19 protein-coding genes and 1 riboswitch are annotated in these 16,720 nt (G+C 32.7%); of the genes, 14 read left to right on the top strand and 5 right to left on the bottom strand.

Annotation, left to right across the window (positions count from 1 at the left end):
* Positions 1–208 precede the first annotated feature (208 nt).
* Genes ACKI42_RS10065 through tpiA form a run of 4 tightly spaced genes read left to right on the top strand, consistent with a single transcriptional unit; the run spans position 209 to position 2,958 of the window.
* Positions 209–682, top strand: a complete 474-nt coding sequence (locus tag ACKI42_RS10065; RefSeq protein WP_407404996.1) for a DUF1599 domain-containing protein — start codon at positions 209–211, stop codon at positions 680–682.
* 25 nt (positions 683–707) lie between these two features.
* Positions 708–1,793, top strand: a complete 1,086-nt coding sequence (locus tag ACKI42_RS10070) for a BT_3928 family protein (RefSeq protein ID WP_407404998.1) — start codon at positions 708–710, stop codon at positions 1,791–1,793.
* A 48-nt stretch (positions 1,794–1,841) separates the two neighbouring features.
* The gene (locus ACKI42_RS10075; protein ID WP_407404999.1) at positions 1,842–2,192 is read left to right on the top strand and encodes a TerB family tellurite resistance protein; all 351 of its coding nucleotides are present in this window, start codon (positions 1,842–1,844) and stop codon (positions 2,190–2,192) included.
* Positions 2,193–2,196: 4 nt separating this feature from the next.
* On the top strand, positions 2,197–2,958 hold the full coding sequence (gene tpiA / locus ACKI42_RS10080; RefSeq protein ID WP_407405001.1) for a triose-phosphate isomerase: 762 nt from the start codon (positions 2,197–2,199) through the stop codon (positions 2,956–2,958).
* A gap of 78 nt (positions 2,959–3,036) precedes the next feature.
* On the opposite strand, the gene ACKI42_RS10085 is transcribed toward tpiA, so the two are convergent.
* Complete coding sequence (locus ACKI42_RS10085; RefSeq protein ID WP_407405003.1) at positions 3,037–3,555, bottom strand: type 1 glutamine amidotransferase domain-containing protein; 519 nt, start codon at positions 3,553–3,555, stop codon at positions 3,037–3,039.
* A gap of 141 nt (positions 3,556–3,696) precedes the next feature.
* Positions 3,697–4,959 (bottom strand): esterase-like activity of phytase family protein, encoded by a 1,263-nt coding sequence (locus tag ACKI42_RS10090; protein WP_407405005.1) that lies wholly within the window; start codon positions 4,957–4,959, stop codon positions 3,697–3,699.
* 216 nt (positions 4,960–5,175) lie between these two features.
* Between ACKI42_RS10090 and ACKI42_RS10095 the strand changes: the two genes are divergently transcribed.
* The 3 genes from ACKI42_RS10095 to ACKI42_RS10105 all read left to right on the top strand — a co-directional run bounded on the left by ACKI42_RS10095 (position 5,176) and on the right by ACKI42_RS10105 (position 8,247).
* On the top strand, positions 5,176–5,766 hold the full coding sequence (locus ACKI42_RS10095) for a hypothetical protein (protein ID WP_407405007.1): 591 nt from the start codon (positions 5,176–5,178) through the stop codon (positions 5,764–5,766).
* 973 nt (positions 5,767–6,739) lie between these two features.
* Entirely contained in the window at positions 6,740–7,537 is a 798-nt protein-coding gene (locus tag ACKI42_RS10100; RefSeq protein WP_407405009.1) for a hypothetical protein, read from the top strand.
* A 52-nt stretch (positions 7,538–7,589) separates the two neighbouring features.
* Positions 7,590–7,751, top strand: a riboswitch (cobalamin riboswitch).
* Positions 7,752–7,863: 112 nt separating this feature from the next.
* Positions 7,864–8,247, top strand: a complete 384-nt coding sequence (locus ACKI42_RS10105; protein WP_407405011.1) for an acyl-CoA thioesterase — start codon at positions 7,864–7,866, stop codon at positions 8,245–8,247.
* A gap of 54 nt (positions 8,248–8,301) precedes the next feature.
* Here the strand turns inward: ACKI42_RS10105 and ACKI42_RS10110 are convergent, their stop codons facing one another.
* The gene (locus ACKI42_RS10110) at positions 8,302–8,892 is read right to left on the bottom strand and encodes an HD family hydrolase (protein WP_407405013.1); all 591 of its coding nucleotides are present in this window, start codon (positions 8,890–8,892) and stop codon (positions 8,302–8,304) included.
* A gap of 294 nt (positions 8,893–9,186) precedes the next feature.
* Between ACKI42_RS10110 and ACKI42_RS10115 the strand changes: the two genes are divergently transcribed.
* The 4 genes from ACKI42_RS10115 to ACKI42_RS10130 all read left to right on the top strand — a co-directional run bounded on the left by ACKI42_RS10115 (position 9,187) and on the right by ACKI42_RS10130 (position 12,552).
* Entirely contained in the window at positions 9,187–9,516 is a 330-nt protein-coding gene (locus ACKI42_RS10115) for a PadR family transcriptional regulator (RefSeq protein WP_407405015.1), read from the top strand.
* A 10-nt stretch (positions 9,517–9,526) separates the two neighbouring features.
* A complete protein-coding gene (locus tag ACKI42_RS10120) occupies positions 9,527–11,197 on the top strand; it encodes a PspC domain-containing protein (RefSeq protein WP_407405017.1) in 1,671 nt (556 codons plus the stop codon).
* Between the two features lie 307 nt (positions 11,198–11,504).
* Complete coding sequence (locus tag ACKI42_RS10125; RefSeq protein WP_407405019.1) at positions 11,505–12,101, top strand: 1-acyl-sn-glycerol-3-phosphate acyltransferase; 597 nt, start codon at positions 11,505–11,507, stop codon at positions 12,099–12,101.
* A gap of 25 nt (positions 12,102–12,126) precedes the next feature.
* Complete coding sequence (locus ACKI42_RS10130) at positions 12,127–12,552, top strand: PaaI family thioesterase (protein ID WP_407405021.1); 426 nt, start codon at positions 12,127–12,129, stop codon at positions 12,550–12,552.
* Positions 12,553–12,713: 161 nt separating this feature from the next.
* Here ACKI42_RS10130 and ACKI42_RS10135 read toward each other — a convergent pair whose 3' ends face one another.
* Complete coding sequence (locus ACKI42_RS10135) at positions 12,714–13,397, bottom strand: TIGR02117 family protein (protein ID WP_407405023.1); 684 nt, start codon at positions 13,395–13,397, stop codon at positions 12,714–12,716.
* A gap of 154 nt (positions 13,398–13,551) precedes the next feature.
* Here ACKI42_RS10135 and ACKI42_RS10140 point away from each other — a divergent pair, with 154 nt between their 5' ends.
* On the top strand, positions 13,552–14,451 hold the full coding sequence (locus tag ACKI42_RS10140) for a hypothetical protein (RefSeq protein ID WP_407405025.1): 900 nt from the start codon (positions 13,552–13,554) through the stop codon (positions 14,449–14,451).
* Here the strand turns inward: ACKI42_RS10140 and queG are convergent.
* Positions 14,448–15,383 (bottom strand): tRNA epoxyqueuosine(34) reductase QueG, encoded by a 936-nt coding sequence (queG, locus tag ACKI42_RS10145; protein WP_407405027.1) that lies wholly within the window; start codon positions 15,381–15,383, stop codon positions 14,448–14,450. The genes ACKI42_RS10140 and queG overlap by 4 nt on opposite strands.
* A gap of 105 nt (positions 15,384–15,488) precedes the next feature.
* On the opposite strand from queG, the gene ACKI42_RS10150 reads away from it, so the two are divergent.
* Together ACKI42_RS10150 and ACKI42_RS10155 are read left to right on the top strand one after the other, a co-directional pair.
* On the top strand, positions 15,489–15,788 hold the full coding sequence (locus ACKI42_RS10150; RefSeq protein WP_407405029.1) for a rhodanese-like domain-containing protein: 300 nt from the start codon (positions 15,489–15,491) through the stop codon (positions 15,786–15,788).
* A gap of 31 nt (positions 15,789–15,819) precedes the next feature.
* Positions 15,820–16,437, top strand: coding sequence for a hypothetical protein (locus tag ACKI42_RS10155; RefSeq protein WP_407405031.1), 618 nt, complete (start codon positions 15,820–15,822; stop codon positions 16,435–16,437).
* Positions 16,438–16,720 lie beyond the last annotated feature (283 nt).

Raw genomic sequence — 16,720 nt, forward strand, 5'->3', positions numbered from 1 at the left:
GAAGATTTGAAAATGATATTGCCGGATTTAGTTTAACCAGAAATTAAATAAAAAGTAGTAACAATAATCGTGGAAAGACCAAACTTATGTCATCTTCGCATTTCGCAGAGTTTTTATTATCTTTGAAAGATTAAGACTAAATAAAGTGAGTACTACAATACAATTTGAAAGCGTAATTAGCGACTGTCGCAATCTTTTCAAAAATAAAATGCAAGATTATGGACCTGCATGGCGCGTGCTAAGACCGAGTTCTATTACAGACCAGATATACATCAAAGTCAATAGAATAAGAACATTGCAGATGACAGACGTGAAAATGATAGATGAAAGTGAGGAAGGAGAATTTGTAGCCATCGTCAACTACTCTATTATTGGCTTGATACAGCTAGAAAAAGGTCTTTCTAATGATTTCAATGAAGATAATGTGGAGATTTTGGCACTTTACGACAAATATGCAAAAGCTGCGCAAGATCTAATGGAGAAAAAAAACCATGATTACGGCGAAGCTTGGCGCGATATGAGAATCTCTTCTATAACCGATTTGATTTACCAAAAAGTGCTTAGAACCAAACAAATTGAAGACAATATGGGAAAAACTATAGTCTCTGAAGGATTGGAAGCCAACTATTTCGATATGCTGAATTATGCCGTATTTTGCTTAATTAAATATTCGGAGAAATAAGGATTTAACAACAAAAAAAAATCATATGATAAAAGGTATACTTCGTTTTGCTATAGCAATTATTTTCATCCTTTCGGGATTTGTAAAAGCAGTAGATTTGGTAGGTTTTTCCTTTAAAATGGAAGAATATTTTGCGCCATCAGTGTTTAATATGCCATTTTTAGAAAAATATGCTTTGCTGTTTTCCGTAATTGTGGTTGTTTTGGAGCTCTTTTTGGGCTTTATGCTTTTGCTTAAATTAAAACTAAAGTTTACCCTTTCTTCACTGATTGCGCTGTGTGTATTTTTCGGATTTCTTACCTTTTACTCAGCATTTTATAATGTTGTAACCGATTGTGGATGTTTTGGCGATGCCATCAAATTCACGCCTTGGCAAAGTTTCATCAAAGATATTGTACTTTTATTCGGATTAATTATTCTTTTTATTTTGTATCGAAATGAATTTAAAAATAAAGAACATAAAACCAATAAAGCGAGTATCATTGCATTCTCTGTTTTTTCTATCTTAATGATTTTGGTAATGCTTAGAGGGATTACTTATGAACCAATGATCGATTTTAGAGATTATAAAGTTGGAACCAATCTAGTAGCAGAGAAAGGTAAAATAAATAAATTCCCATCTGAATATAAAACTTTTTATTCGCTTAAAAACAGCAAAACGGGTGAAATTCTTACAGTAAACCAAGATGATTACATTAACCAAACTCAGTATTGGGAAGAAGGTTCGCCTTGGAAAATTGAAGAAGGTAAAAACGAATCTAAATTGGTAAAACAAGGATATAAATCTGAAATTACCAAGTTTAAACTGGAAGATACCAACGGAAATGAAGTTACAGAAACTTATCTAAAAGCTCCAAGAGCGGTATTGGTGTTCTCTTATCATCCAAAAGAAGTAAGCAAAGGTTTGCAAGACAAGGTGGAAGAAAAAGTAAAAACAGAGAAAGGCATTTGGGCTGGAATTTCTATAGACCCGAAAATGTTTTCTACACTCGATAATTTGATGATGGATGGCACTGCAATTAAAACCATTGCAAGAAGTAACCCCTTTGTACTCATCTTGGAAAATGGCGTTATTGTAGAAAAAATACCTGCCAAAGAATACATCAAGTAAAAGTGAAATAGTATACATTCAATTTTAATTAAAAATAAATCTATTAAAATGCAAAAATCTAACAAACCTATTGCAGGTTATCATTTATTAATGATTCTTTCATCCGTAGATGGAGAATTTGCACCGGAAGAAGGGATGCTCGTACAACAATATTTGGCAGAAGAATTTCCATTTAAAATGAATCTTGATAATGAACTTGAAGCCATCGCCCTACTTCAACCTGAAGAATGGAAAGATCACTTCGAGTTTCATGCAAGATGTTTCTTTGAGGACTCTACAGAAAAGGAACGAAACAGCTTTATAAAATTTGCAAAGACATTGATTAAAGCAGATAACGTAGTAACAGATGAGGAACACACTTTCTACAAACTATTGAAAAACCTTTGGAATATAAAATAAAACTATGAGAAAAAAAATCGTTGCCGGAAACTGGAAAATGAACAAAAATGTAACGGATGCTCAACAATTGATGATCCAGTTATTACGCTACAAAAACAATAATGCAACTAACTGTGAGGTTTGGATTGCACCGCCAGCATTGTACCTTACAATGGCGAAAGATGTTTTTGATAAAGGACAAGTAGGTGTTTTCTCACAAGATATGAGTGCGTACGAAAGTGGTGCTTATACAGGAGAAATCTCTGCAGATATGCTACAATCTATTGATGCGAAAGGTTCTCTTATCGGACATTCTGAAAGAAGACAATACCACAACGAAACTGATGCACAATGCAATGTAAAAGTGAAATTGGCTTTGGATAAAGGATTAATTCCTGTGTATTGTAATGGTGAAACATTAGAGCAAAGAAAAGCAGGTCAGCACTTTGATGTAGTGAAAACACAAACTGAAACAGCTTTGTTTACGCTAACTGCTGATGAGATAAAAAAAGTAGTGATTGCTTACGAACCTGTTTGGGCAATTGGTACTGGCGAAACTGCAACACCTGAACAAGCACAAGAAATACACGCGCACATTAGAAATATTATTGCTGCAAAATACGGACAAGATGTAGCAGACGAAATTTCAATTTTGTACGGTGGATCTGTGAAACCAGACAATGCAAAAGAGATTTTCTCTCAGCCTGATATTGATGGTGGATTAATTGGTGGAGCTGCTTTAAAATTGGAAGATTTTTCTAAAATTATCGAAGGCTTTAACGCTTAATTATTATCAAATTATATATAAACAGCGCTTTTGTACAAGTACAAAAGCGCTGTTTTTTTTATTCTTTAAAATATAAATCTAAAATATTTCTCCTATTTTTTTATTAAAAGCAGGAAGATCTTTTGGCGTACGGCTTGTGATGATATGATCGTCTACCACAACCTCACTGTCTTGCCAATATGCACCCGCATTTTTTAAGTCTTGACTGATGGAAGCTACAGAAGTCATCTTTACATCCATCACAATTCCTGCATTAATCATTATTTGAGGTCCATGACAAATGGCTGCAATTGGTTTTCCCTTCGTGAAGAAATCTTTTACCAACTGTATTGCTTCTTGGTTGGTTCTCAGTTCATCAGGATTCAGTACGCCTCCTGGCAAAATTAGTCCATCATAATGCGCTACTCTAGCTTCACTGATGGCTTTATCTACTTTATAATCTGGTCCCCAATCTGTTTTTGCCCAAGATCTTATTGTTCCTCTTTTTGGACTAATAATATCTGCTTTCCAACCTCTCTTTTCTATATATTCTTTCGGCGATTTTAGTTCACTTTCTTCAAAACCATGTGTTGCTAAAATTGCTATTTTCTTTGACATATTGACATAATTTGATAAAAAAATAAGAATGGAAAAATAATGCCATAAGAGGATTTAAGAAGAACTTAACGTTATTTTAACTTTTAAGCCAAACTTTAAAATGATTTCTTTTTAGATTTAAATAAAATATTTGAATTAATATTATTGTATATCCACTACATACATTGTTCCTTTATCCACTTTCCCTGTGGTAGGAAGCTTTTTGGCTTTCACATTTCCATTACCATCATCAGTTACTCCAAAATCATCATCATTGAAAACGGCAATTTTATTATTCCCCAAATACACTAAGCCTTCAAATTTATCATGTTCGTAGCCCAATTTTGTAACCAGATTTACTGCCAATTGCTTCGATACCTTTTTGATGCCTGCAGCAGAAATCTCATCCCAAGTAGATTGTTCTAGCGATTTTCCGTTTATTTTCAATCCATCTACTGCCGCCAAATCTGTTCCAGTAACATCAGTAGCATCAGCAATATTCACTTTGTATACTTTTTTTATTCCACCCAGAGAACCGAAATTCCCATCTCTTTCTATTACCAAAAACTCTGTGCTGCTAATGGCTGTAATATCGCAAACCGAATCAGATTCTCCGCCGTCTTGTTGATACAAAAATTGTTTGGTTTTTCCTGTAGCAATATCAAAAGTGATCATTCTTATCAGGGTTTTGTTAGTAGCTAATGCTTTGGAAGGGACAAACATCATAGATTGTATTGCTCCTACCAAAGTTTTTCCGTCGGGCGTCATACAAAGACTTTCCATTCCTCTGTTGGGTCTTCGTTTGGCAAAAACAGCAGGCAGTTTTCTATTTCCAGTATTTACACCAATCGGACTAATTCTTTCCAATTCGGTTCCTGTAGCACTATAATGAACGATGTGAGGTCCGTATTCATCCGATACCCAAAAAGTACCATCAGATGCTGCTACAATACTTTCACTATCCAATCCGTAATTATCTGTTCCCAAAACCACTCCATTTTGATCATAAGCAATTTCACCTGTACTTCCCATACCAATAGGATTGGGCAATCCTGTTATGAATTGTCCAGAAGGATTTTTAAGTTTAATCCTATTTAAAACTTCTATTTTTCCATCTTTATTGATGCTAAAATGCATAATTGTTGGGGTAAAAGTAGGCGCCAAAAACTTTTTACCAGCAAGATAATCTATATTAGGACCACGATCTGTAATTACATAGAACTCCCCTTTTCTAGTAGGATGAGCAGAAGCACCCGAACCAAAACCGCCGTAGATTAAATCTACTCCATTAAGGGTTGCCAAAGTGGTAAATGGAAATTCTTGAGGAAGTTTAGAATAATTGGTATCTGAGTTCTCTAGAGAACTTACCTCGTCATTGCACGACAAAAATGCAGTTAAGATAGAAAGTAGAATAATGTTCTTCATTTTACTAATTTATTTTTGGCTAAAATACTTTTCCATTATAAACTGAAGTTGACGAGAACAACAATTCTCTATTAACAAAATTTTTGATATAATTGAAAACTGAAAAATTGTAAATTACTAGTTATCAACCAACAACTGGCATTATATTTTTAGTATATTCAAATGTTGAAAAAAAATTTTCTAGTTTAAATATTTATCGGAACGAAAATTAAAATAATGAGGATTAAATTTTTAGAAATCGGAATAATTAAATTGGCAACTATCGTTTGTCTTTTACAATCGTGTACTAAAAATGATCTTCCTAAGCATACCGAAATAAGAGAAGTAAAGTCTGAAAATGGAAATCAAACAAAGTTAATGACCTTTCTTTTTCAACCTGCACTTGAACAGAATTCTGAAGTTATCATTGATTTTTCTACTCGACAATTAATATTTAGAAATATATATGAGTTTATAGAAGAACCACCGCCGCCGCCATCAAAAAATGGAATAACTAAACCGTTTTATGAACCAAGAAAGCCTATGATACCATTCGTTGCTGATTTAAGTTTAAATGATATTGAAAATTTAAATAAATTAATAAACATCTTGAAAAATGATGATTACAAAAGAATAGAAGGAAAATATATTGACGGTATGGGTTGTAATTTTATGATCTACGATGGTAAAAATGTAAAAAATGGATTTATCGCGAGAGACAAAACTGAAAATCAGGCAGAATTGCAAAAGTATATGTTAACTCTTCTATTAGAAAAAAATAAATTTCAGGAAAATGTTAGCGTAATTGATTATTACTTTAATTTTTAAAAATGAAGTTTTGAGGATCGTTCTTTAATATAATGTATTTTAGCACAATATAAAACAGATGTTTCTACAATTTAAAAAAAATTCATGATAATAGAGATGACGAAGAAAGAAATAATCCGATATTGATTAGTTAATTAGATAAAAGTCAAATTAAACATTTATAGACAATTATATGCAATTTTATTTTTCATATTAATTATTTTACTAATTTAATAAAATAGAAAAAGTATTTGCATCATAATATTAATCTTGGAATTTCTACTTAAAGAATTCTTTCCAATGATAAATCTTTTACCAATTAACACTAAAATAAATGAAAGATAATAAAAATGTCATTCACATTTTAGTGTTACTTATTATAGTGTTTGTATTAAATTGTTGCGGAGAAACATACAAGTCTGGAGAGAGAGAGAGTGAGAGAAGAACTTACCTCGTCATTACAAGATCAATTTGGATTCACCCACCCAAATCCATTGAAGAAATTTAAGGGGAAAAATTGGGTTTTATATGATAAAGATGGATATCGGATGTCTTGACAATTATATGCGATTCTTGCGTATTAAATAGTATAAATATCCAAGATCTCTAACTTAACATTAAAAAAATATATATAATTCAGAATTTAAGTATATTATTGAAATATTACAAAAAATACCATTATCCTGATTGGTTTTTTTTCCTAACGAGAACACTCAATGCATATATTACAAAATAGAATTTATTCAAGAAACCTCATTAATTGAATATTATATTTGGATAAATTCTAAAACTGGAATGAAAAAGCTTTACAATCATAACTATTGAATTAAAACAGCCAAAAGAGTATTACCAATGTTTGAAATTAATTTAAGGATTATGTAAATTACAAATAATATGAACTCACATAATTATTACCAATTTCCTTTAAAAAAAATGAACAAACTTATAAAAAAATTTAATTTATATCTTTGACGCTAATAAATCTATCTCTAAAATGACTTTCAAAATCAAAGCAATCTATTTTTCTTTATTTGGTTTTTGTTCTTTAGCTATAATAAATGCTCAAAAGAAAGTGCCCTTCGCAGTTGTAAAGGCAGATGATCGCTATGCTAATGTGCGTGTACACAAGGACGATTACAGAAAAATCATCGATAAAGTACGTATGAAAAAAGGTGATGTCTTTGTGTATGTGAAGCCCGCGCCAGGCGAAACCGAATGGTTGTGGATTATGTATCCCGAGAAAGCTGAGGTAGAAAAACCATTCGTCCGTTATGATAGCCTAAATAAAGAAGGCATGGTAAACAAAGATCGTATTGCCTTTATTGATCAACTGCCTGCATTTACTCCTTCTAAATCTAAAAATGGTAAATCTTTAATCTTTACTGATAATAACAATCCAAAGATTCCTACGGCACAAAGGACGAAAGTTGTAATAGACATATACCCTTCTAATGCGGGTTTCAGAAAGCAAGTGAAAGATGCAGAAGGCAATTTTATCACCATTGATAAAATAAAACCTTGGGGCATAAAAAACGAAATGCCTGAAGGTATGACAGAAATAAAATCTATAAGAGTACAGCAACCTGGTAGAGGTTCTGTGTTTGTGAGAGAAGCTATAAAAAATATGTTTCAGCCCACGATGAACTTTGAAAATATTGGAGTAACCTCTATTGATGAAGATCATATCTATCTCTTTATGATTAATGGTAGTGGTGAAAACAGATATACCTCACTTTGGGCCATCAAAGAGGGTAAAGTAATAAGCCAAATTCTACTAAATAACCCTGAATAAAGCGTTTTAATCCAAGATTAATGCGTATTATTGCACTCGGAAAATGTAATTCATTTTCCGTTTCGAAGTAGTAATTTGTAAAACATAAATTGTAGGGAAACGTGTGAAAATCACGTACTGTCGCGCAACTGTAAATAGATTTTGCATTGTACTGTTAACAATAGTATTGTAGAAGCTAAAAGTCAGGTCACCTTTCTATTTCTTATAACGAAAACTTTCGCGATTTGAAGTTTTTTTGACCCGATGGCCTATTTCAAGAATCTTGTATTCTTCCTATTTCCTATTGTCTCAAGATGCTTTATTTCGCTATAATTTAATAATGAAATATGACAACAGAAGAAAGAATTCAGACCTCCGAAACAAGAATCTTTAAAGCGGTTTTTCCTAATACGACCAACCACTACGACACTTTATTTGGCGGTACTGCAATGCAGTTGATGGACGAGGTTGCTTTCATCACCGCAACAAGATTTGCAAGAAAACGTGTAGTAACGGTGAGTAGTGACAAGATAGATTTCAAGAAACCAATTCCGGCAGGAACTATTGTAGAATTAGTTGGTAAAGTTTCATATGTAGGTAAAACAAGTTTGAAGGTAAATGTAGAGATCTACACAGAACAAATGTATTCCTATGAAAGAGAAAAAGCAATTGTCGGAGATTTTACATTTGTAGCAATAGACGAACATAAAGCACCAATACCAGTTTTATAACTAATGCTAATTGTAAACCTATTCGGGCGGCCCAATGGGTCGCCCGAAATTGTATTATGGTGCTACTTTACCATTAAAAATGTTTTCGTCTAATAACAACCTGAAAGCTTCTCCCATTTCATCTGATGCTCTTGTAATAGCATTTTCTAGCATATTTCTTATCTGCTTTTCCGTAACGCCAGCTTCCGTCCAGCTTTTTCCTGATGTTTTAGAATTGAGAATAAATGGCATTATACGATCTATGGCACAAGCAAAAATAGCATCTGGGGTAGATTCTTCTTCAAATTCCAACCATAAATTGTAAAAGTCTGAACGAAGTGGTTCGTTTAGCTTCCCGAATATATTCTGTGCAGATTTCTTTTCTCTCTCGAATTTTCCTATCATCCCTACCTCATCAAAAAGGAAAGTATCACCCGCTTCTATTTCTACCAAGTCATGTATGGAAAGCATTCTTATGACACGAAGTAAATCTACGTTTTCTTTATTTTTTGCATAAGGATAGAGAATCTGTGCCAAAATAATGATTTGCCAAGAATGTTCTGCAGTATTCTCTCTTCTGCTATCATCGGCATTATAGTTTCTACGATTTACATTCTTCAGGGCATCTACGGCGATGATAAATTCTATTTCTTTACTTATTTTCATTGTCAAAGTGGAGCTTCATTATAGAAAACTCTGTTGCAAAAATAAGAATACAGATTGAAAACGTGCCCAAATTTTAAGTTTAATAAAGGAAATAAGAAGCATATTAAATTTTACACTAAAAATTAATTATTTGATTATCAATGCTCTAGTTAAATTTAAAAATAAATAACACTACTTTGTATTGCATATTACCATATTTATTACATATCTTTGTAATATAAAATAAGAGTAGTTCTACTAGCTAGAGAATAAGACTTTTGATGTTGCCTAAAATTTAAAAAAATGTAAAAAAAGATGAATACTGAAAATACCAAAGCGCAGATGCGAAAAGGGATTCTAGAATTCTGCATTTTAAGCCTCATTCATCACCGAGAAATGTATGTATCGGATTTGATAGATGAACTTAAAAAAGGAAAACTAGACGTGGTAGAAGGCACACTCTACCCTCTTTTGACTCGATTGAAGAACGCAGAATTTCTTTCTTATCGATGGGAAGAATCCACAGGAGGACCACCTAGAAAGTATTATCAAACTACAGAAAAAGGAAGTTTATTTCTAAAAGAACTCCAAACAACATGGAAGGAACTTACAGAATCTGTAAATCAAATTACCAACCACCAATAAATATCACACCATGAACAAAACACTCTCTATAGGACTCGCAGGTTTTTCTTTCACCATTGAAGAACATGCATATATAAAACTGAGCGATTATCTTGATGCTCTTAGAAGCTCTCTAGACAGAGAAGAAGCTGATGAAGTAATGCACGATATCGAAATAAGAATGGTAGAAATATTCAAAGAATCTTTGGGAAAAAGAGAAGTGATAAATGATGGCGATGTAGAAAGAGTAATTGCACAGATAGGAACGCCAGAAAAAATTGAAGAGCAAGAGGAAGCTTACTATTCTGAAAAAAATACCAAGAGCAATAATACTTATTCATCTTCGCAAACGGATAAAAAACAATTATTCCGCGATCCAGAAAGACAGAAAATAGCTGGAGTTTGTGCAGGTCTAGCACATTACGTTGGGATGGATATTACAGCAATGAGAGCTATTTGGGCAATTGTTTTTTTAATACTGATACCAGCGGCAGCAAGTGCATGGGTAATTGTTTTACTATATATTATCCTATGGATTGTGCTTCCGAAAGCAGAATCTGCAGCCGATTTTTTGAAAATGAAAGGCAAACCCATGAATTTTGATAATCTGAAAAATGAATCTAATAAACTGGTACAGTTTGCTAATGAATCTACCCAAAGAGTAGGCGAAATTTATGTAGAAAACAAACCGTATATCAACAACGCAGGAAGCGGAATTTGGAATGTTTTGAAATATATAATTGGTGCATTCTTTGCCCTAATGGCGGTGGGAAGCATCGTAGGAATATTCTTTATCATTGGATTGTTTGGGATGAATACCGATTTTGAAGGGGCCAACCAGATTAGATTTTACTTCGAAGAGAATGGGATGGACAAAGTGATTACAGCTTTGATGATTATTGGAAGTTTAATTCCTGCCCTCATCTTCACATTACTTAGTATTAAGATTTTTTCGCCAAAAACTAAACTTAGAAATACAGGTTGGGTTTTGGGAGCATTATTCTTAGCACTTATTGCTTTAGGTTCTTATTTCGGACTGAATATGGCCAAACAAGATATGCTAGTGAAAGGTCACAAAGACGACGCTGAAGAAGTAATGATTCCTACACAATCTGATAGCATCTATGTAGATGTGAAAAAAGTGGCAATCCCACAAAACTTTACTGCATATGATGATGATCTTTTCTCTGACAAACAATATGTTTTTAAAAAAGACTGGATTGATGTAGAAGTAAACAGAAAAGCCAACATCAAATCACCTTATTTAATTATTAAAAAAAACGCAAAAGGTTATAATATTCCACTAAACATTAATGTGCCAGTGGAGATTGTAAATAATAAAGTCATTTTGCCAAATTATATAAAGTATCCTTATGAGCAACGTTTCAGAGATTTCAGAGTTTCATATGAATTGGTTGTTCCAAAAAATACGGTTGTATTATCAATGAATAAAGATGCAATGAATATTGATGACGACAATAACCGCGAGGATAATAACTCGAACGATAAGGTTATTATTAACGGTACTTCTATAGAATATGACTCTGATAACAAAGATAGTATTATCATCAATGGTAAAAAATATCCAAAATCAGCAACCAATTCGGTGATAGATTCAATGAAATCATCACTAAAGAAAGCTGAGAATGTGGATATAAAAATCAAAAATGGAGACAAAGAAGTGTCTATCCAAACGAAATAACAATGACTATGAGAGTGTTGAAAGCTGTGGTAGAATGCATTTACATTAAAACCACAGTCTTTTACTCTCAATTAATATGATAAAAATATAAAGATATGACGACTTATTTCCCGTAAAAATCTTATATTCGTAAAAAATTTAAATCCAAACACAAAAAACATCAAATCATGGTACAAGTAGTTGTAGAAATTGCAGTAAAAATAGCTGATTTAATTAGCCGTTTATTTTAAGAGCCACAATATTTCGATATATTTGTAAAGTATAACCATTGTTTGGTTATACTTTTTTGTTTTAAAATGAAAAATCCATGAAAAAAATAATAGGCAAATTAATATTAAAACTTGTAGGATGGAAGGTCGTTTTGCAAGGTGACGTTAATGTTTTGAATAGATGCGTACTCGTAGTTGCACCTCATACCCACAATTCTGAATACATATTGGGAAATCTAGCCTATTGGTCGTTAGAAAAACCATTAAAAATTATCATCAAAGATGCCCATACAAAAGCTTGGTACGGAGCTATAGTACGTGGTTTGGGCGGGATAGGAATAGACAGAAGCCAAAAAAATGATTTGGTGAACTTTGTGGCAAATGAATTCAAAAAAGACGATTTCAGTTTGGTTATTACTCCAGAAGGTACAAGAAGTTGGGTTCCAAAATGGAGAAAAGGATTTTACCATATGGCTTTGGCTGCAAAAGTGCCTATTGTATTGGCTGCAGGAGATTACAAAAGAAAGAGAGTTTGTTTGGCATACACCATCCCATACGAAAAGATAGCTTCACTACCCTTCTCTGAAATTATGCAAGAGATACAAGATTATTATATTAAAAATGATATTCAACCAAAAGTCCCTGCCAATTGGAATCCTGATATTATGGGAACTGACTCTAACAAGAACGTATAACTAGATTTTTTGAATTGCATTAATTATGAAAGGAACGAGAGAAGAAATTTTATATTTTTTGAATAATTGGGGTACAGAAACACTTGCCAAAACTATTGAAATAGTTTTCACAGACGTAGATCAAGAAAACCAAACTTTGTCTGCAACAATGCCAGTGCAGCCCAAAGTACATCAGCCATTTGGTATTTTGCACGGTGGCGCCAGTTGTGTACTTGCAGAAACTCTAGGATCTTGTTTATCCAATATTTTTATTGATAATGATAAATATTATGGTGTAGGGACCAATATTAATTCTAATCATTTAAAAAGCAAAAAAGAAGGATTGGTAACGGGAACTGCACGTTTTATTAGAAAAGGAAAAACAATGCACGTGTCGGAAATAGAAATACGTGACGAAAAAGGAGATCTCATCAATCATACCACGATGACGAATAATATACTTGTAAAGTAACAAGACTTTTTAACATAAAAAAAAAGAGTCCGTCTCACAACTACTTGTGACAACGGACTTTTTTTATGATTTATCTCGACCTCCTGTCGCAGAATGATTTTCCTACAGTCGATTCTGAACCCACCTCATTGAGTTGTTAGACTAAATCTTTTTTAATTGAGTTATTGATAATGCAAAAATATTCCGTAATCTGTTGGCGTCCACCAAGCTGCCTTTTGGTCTGCCGCTTTTAAAGCGTCATTCGCCCAAGTATTGCAGGTATAAAATAAGCTATAGCTTCCTTGCGCATCATAGAAGGTATCATTAGTTCCGTAGACCGCTTTGGTAGGAATCATTTTATAATTTCCAGAAGAATCTTTATCAAATTTATCATCTACAAATTGCACCAATTTTGCATATTGCTTTTTACTGATCATTATTTTTTTGCAATCTTTTGCTTCCGTCATGGTTTTAAAAAAGGTACAATGCATTGCAGATTCACTCATCCAAAAAGCAGCCTTAATTGCTGTAGATACTTTCAAATCAGCCCAAGTTGGGGTATCTAGATAAAATCCCTTGTCGCCCCAGCCTACTCCAACATAAGTGAAATCTGTTTTCTTGGAAACTGTATTAGCAAATAAAATATGGGCAGACCAATCTTTAATTTCAGAATTTATTGGCATTACAATATCCGTATGCACACCGTTGGTATAGATATAAATTGGAATTTCTTTTTTCTCACCATCATCTTTTGCAGAAACCTCGATAAAGGGTAATATATACCCCATCAGACCATATAATAAGATGATTCCTAATACAATTCCGAGTCCTTTTAGAATTATAAATAGTAATTTTTTTGCTGTCATTTGTATATTTTCTTAATTGGTAAATATATTAGTTTTAGTTGAAAAATGATGAACAGTACACTAAACATACCTATTTTTAGTGAAAATTGAGTTTATTTAAAATAATTTCACTAGTACGTAAATTATTTATAGTAAATTGAAATAAAATTCACCGATGAAAATTATATTTCTGTCACTTTTATTATTGGGAAGCAACCTATTTTCCCAAAGACAAAAGTTGCTGTATAAAAAGATAAATGACAGTACATTTTCCGTGATTAATGAGAATAATATAGAGATTGTTCCTCCTTTTACCACGCTTATCACGTATAATGATAAAGAAGAAATAAAAGATAATATCATCTATATTGCAGATGCAAAAAATTGGGAAAACTACTATGTAGATAGAGAAGGCAATTATCTATTTGATGCCTATATGTATGACAATGGTCCAGACTATGAGAGGGAAAGAAGCTTGCGTTATAAAGATAAAAATGGGAAAGTAGGATTAGCAGATCCCGATGGAAATATCCTTATTGCAGCGAAATATGATTATCTATCTTTTCAAAACTTTGGCTTTAGTTACTATTGTAATGGTTGTTATTTTGATCGCTCGAAGGACTCTGAACATCCTCCTTTGGTTGGTGCTAAAACGTTTGGATATGTAGATCGTCTGGGTAAAGAGATACAAACTAACAAAAAGAAAAATCACCCGAAAGATTATGCCGTTGAAGGTGGAAGATTTATTCCCTATCAACGCGTATACACAGATTATGAGATGAAAATTTTGAATATGCTCCAAAAATATTCAAAAAGAATTAATCAAATGAATATCTCAGAAGGTACTGATTTGGTTTTCGAAATTATTACGAGACCAAATCCAACTCATCCTTATTATTTTATAAAATTATATCGGAAGGAGCGAGACTCTACCTTTTCAACTGATAGTGACGATGCAGTGGGTTTTAGTTTTTTGGCAGATGAAAAAGGGAATCTTTTCATTAACCATTTGGAGCATAAAGATAAGGTATTTACTTATACAATTATTCCTTTAGAAGATTGGTTTAAGCCTTAATATCCATCTTCCAAAAATTTGATATTTCGTTGCAATCCTGCAAATTTTGTACGTTTTACGGGAGATTTATAAAATATTTCGGAGAATATTTCTTGGGTTAAATCTTTCCATTCTGTTTTGGTAAAATTTTTCAATGCATTATTTGGCTTAAATTTTTCCTGTTTGTGAGGAACAGAAAACCGATTCCAAGGGCAAACATCCTGACAAATATCGCATCCAAACATCCAATCTTCCATTTTGTTTTTAAAATGATCTGGAATCTCATTCTTCAACTCTATCGTTGCATAAGAAATACACTTGCTCCCATCTATTATTTTGTCTGAAACAATGGCTTGTGTAGGACAAGCATCAATACATCTTGTACAATTACCACAATGGTCGGTTATTGGATGATCGTACTCTAGTTTTAAATCGCAAATGATTTCTGCCAAAAAATAAAATGAACCGCTTTGTTTGGTAATCAGATTGGCATTTTTGCCAACCCAACCAATCCCCGACTTCTTTGCCCAACTTCTTTCTAAAACGGGCGCAGAATCTACGAATACACGAAAATCAAATTCTCCTATTTCCGTTTGCAATTCTTCCACAAGATTTCGCAATATCTCTTTTATCACTTCATGATAATCTTGAGCGTACGCGTATTTTGATATTTTAAAATTATCTAAGGTATTTATTTCTTCTTCCGGAAAGTAGTTATAGGAAAGAGAAATTACAGATTGGCAACCTTCTACTAGCAGACGTGGATCTAGCCTTTTGTCGAAATTATTTTCCATATATTGCATCTCGCCATGGTAATTATTTTTTAGCCAAGATTCCAAATGAGGAGCTTCCTCTTCCAAAAATTCGGCTTTGGAAATACCACAATCTAAGAAACCAAAGTTTTGAGCTTTCTTTTTGATGATTTGAGAATATTTTCTGGGAATTGTATTCATAATTTTACCTTGCAAAACTAAGATTATTTTATAAATTTGTTCAGCACGAATAGAATAAAATAATTCGGCGCCGAAAACTATTTAATTTAATTAAAAAATAAAATTATGTCATTAGCAGAAGTATTAAAATCAGGCAATTACCAATTAATAGACGTTCGCGAGCCAATGGAATTGGAAATGGATGGTAACATTCAAGCTGCCGTAAATATCCCTTTGGGTGAAGTGGAAGATAGAAAAGAAGAAATATTATCTGTGGATAAACCCGTGATTTTGTTCTGCAGAAGTGGTAACAGAAGTGGTAAGGCATTAGAATTTTTGACCTCTCAAGGGCTGAAAGAAGGCTACAACGGTGGCGGATGGGCAGAATTGAAAGCACATTTGGACGCAAAAGAAGGAACTTTTTAAGTTCCTTCTTTTTATTTTTAAGTGTAACATAATGAATCTTAAAGATCGGTTTTTCACACTTTGCGATGCTTATTCTTCAGACTTAGATTTAATCTTGCAGTCGTGGAATGAGATAGAAAATCAATACTCTAAAAAAGGAAGATTTTACCACAATCTAGAGCATCTAGAATATATGTGTAAAGAGATTGACGATGTCAAAAGTCAACTGAAAAACATTGATACGGTACTATTTTCAATATATTATCATGATATTGTGTATCATACTTTTTCCAAATTGAATGAAGAAAAAAGTTCAGATTGGGCAAACGAAAGTTTAAAAAAAATTGGGGTTTCCAAAGGCCAAATAAATAAGGTACAACAGCAAATTTTAGCCACAAAAAAACATTTACATACTGCCGACCTAGATACCAATTACCTTCTAGATGCCGATTTATCTGTGCTGGGTAAAGAGGAAAATATGTATAATGATTACATTAAAAAAATTAGAAAAGAGTATTCTATCTACCCCAATTTCTTGTACAATCCTGCACGCGAAAAAGTCCTTTTAGTGCTTTTGGAACACAATTTTATATACAAAACTGATTTTTTTAGAGAGAAATACGAACTTTTGGCAAGAGAAAATATTGAAAGAGAACTAAAATTATTATAATTCGAATAATTTTGCCTGAAAAAACACCCTCTTAGACGAAAATTTGATTCAAATAAAATATAATTTGACTCCTTAATCATCAAATTTGAGCCTTTCATTCTAAAAATTAAACCAATTTCACCCTTTATGCTTTATATTTGAGTCTATGAAATCTGAAATTTCACTCTCTACACCTCAGATTTGAGCCCTACAACTTCAACGAAGACTCTTTTTGCATTTCCTAAGATTCTTTTTCTAAGCTAAAAGAAACCAGAATAGTGTAAATCTGCGATTTTTAATTATA

The organism is Chryseobacterium sp. (genome assembly GCF_045629545.1).
In the GTDB taxonomy this organism is placed as follows: Bacteria; Bacteroidota; Bacteroidia; order Flavobacteriales; family Weeksellaceae; genus Chryseobacterium.

Excerpts from the sequence above, each read along its gene's own strand:
- ACKI42_RS10115 (WP_407405015.1), top strand. The coding sequence starts at position 9,187 with ATGAATACTGAAAATACCAAAGCGCAGATGCGAAAAGGGATTCTAGAA.
- ACKI42_RS10070 (WP_407404998.1), top strand. The coding sequence starts at position 708 with ATGATAAAAGGTATACTTCGTTTTGCTATAGCAATTATTTTCATCCTT.
- ACKI42_RS10065 (WP_407404996.1), top strand. The coding sequence starts at position 209 with ATGCAAGATTATGGACCTGCATGGCGCGTGCTAAGACCGAGTTCTATT.
- ACKI42_RS10135 (WP_407405023.1), bottom strand. The coding sequence starts at position 13,397 with ATGACAGCAAAAAAATTACTATTTATAATTCTAAAAGGACTCGGAATT.
- ACKI42_RS10110 (WP_407405013.1), bottom strand. The coding sequence starts at position 8,892 with ATGAAAATAAGTAAAGAAATAGAATTTATCATCGCCGTAGATGCCCTG.
- ACKI42_RS10140 (WP_407405025.1), top strand. The coding sequence starts at position 13,552 with ATGAAAATTATATTTCTGTCACTTTTATTATTGGGAAGCAACCTATTT.
- ACKI42_RS10090 (WP_407405005.1), bottom strand. The coding sequence starts at position 4,959 with ATGAAGAACATTATTCTACTTTCTATCTTAACTGCATTTTTGTCGTGC.
- tpiA (WP_407405001.1), top strand. The coding sequence starts at position 2,197 with ATGAGAAAAAAAATCGTTGCCGGAAACTGGAAAATGAACAAAAATGTA.
- ACKI42_RS10125 (WP_407405019.1), top strand. The coding sequence starts at position 11,505 with ATGAAAAAAATAATAGGCAAATTAATATTAAAACTTGTAGGATGGAAG.
- ACKI42_RS10095 (WP_407405007.1), top strand. The coding sequence starts at position 5,176 with ATGAGGATTAAATTTTTAGAAATCGGAATAATTAAATTGGCAACTATC.
- ACKI42_RS10120 (WP_407405017.1), top strand. The coding sequence starts at position 9,527 with ATGAACAAAACACTCTCTATAGGACTCGCAGGTTTTTCTTTCACCATT.
- queG (WP_407405027.1), bottom strand. The coding sequence starts at position 15,383 with ATGAATACAATTCCCAGAAAATATTCTCAAATCATCAAAAAGAAAGCT.
- ACKI42_RS10075 (WP_407404999.1), top strand. The coding sequence starts at position 1,842 with ATGCAAAAATCTAACAAACCTATTGCAGGTTATCATTTATTAATGATT.
- ACKI42_RS10155 (WP_407405031.1), top strand. The coding sequence starts at position 15,820 with ATGAATCTTAAAGATCGGTTTTTCACACTTTGCGATGCTTATTCTTCA.
- ACKI42_RS10100 (WP_407405009.1), top strand. The coding sequence starts at position 6,740 with ATGACTTTCAAAATCAAAGCAATCTATTTTTCTTTATTTGGTTTTTGT.
- ACKI42_RS10150 (WP_407405029.1), top strand. The coding sequence starts at position 15,489 with ATGTCATTAGCAGAAGTATTAAAATCAGGCAATTACCAATTAATAGAC.
- ACKI42_RS10085 (WP_407405003.1), bottom strand. The coding sequence starts at position 3,555 with ATGTCAAAGAAAATAGCAATTTTAGCAACACATGGTTTTGAAGAAAGT.
- ACKI42_RS10130 (WP_407405021.1), top strand. The coding sequence starts at position 12,127 with ATGAAAGGAACGAGAGAAGAAATTTTATATTTTTTGAATAATTGGGGT.
- ACKI42_RS10105 (WP_407405011.1), top strand. The coding sequence starts at position 7,864 with ATGACAACAGAAGAAAGAATTCAGACCTCCGAAACAAGAATCTTTAAA.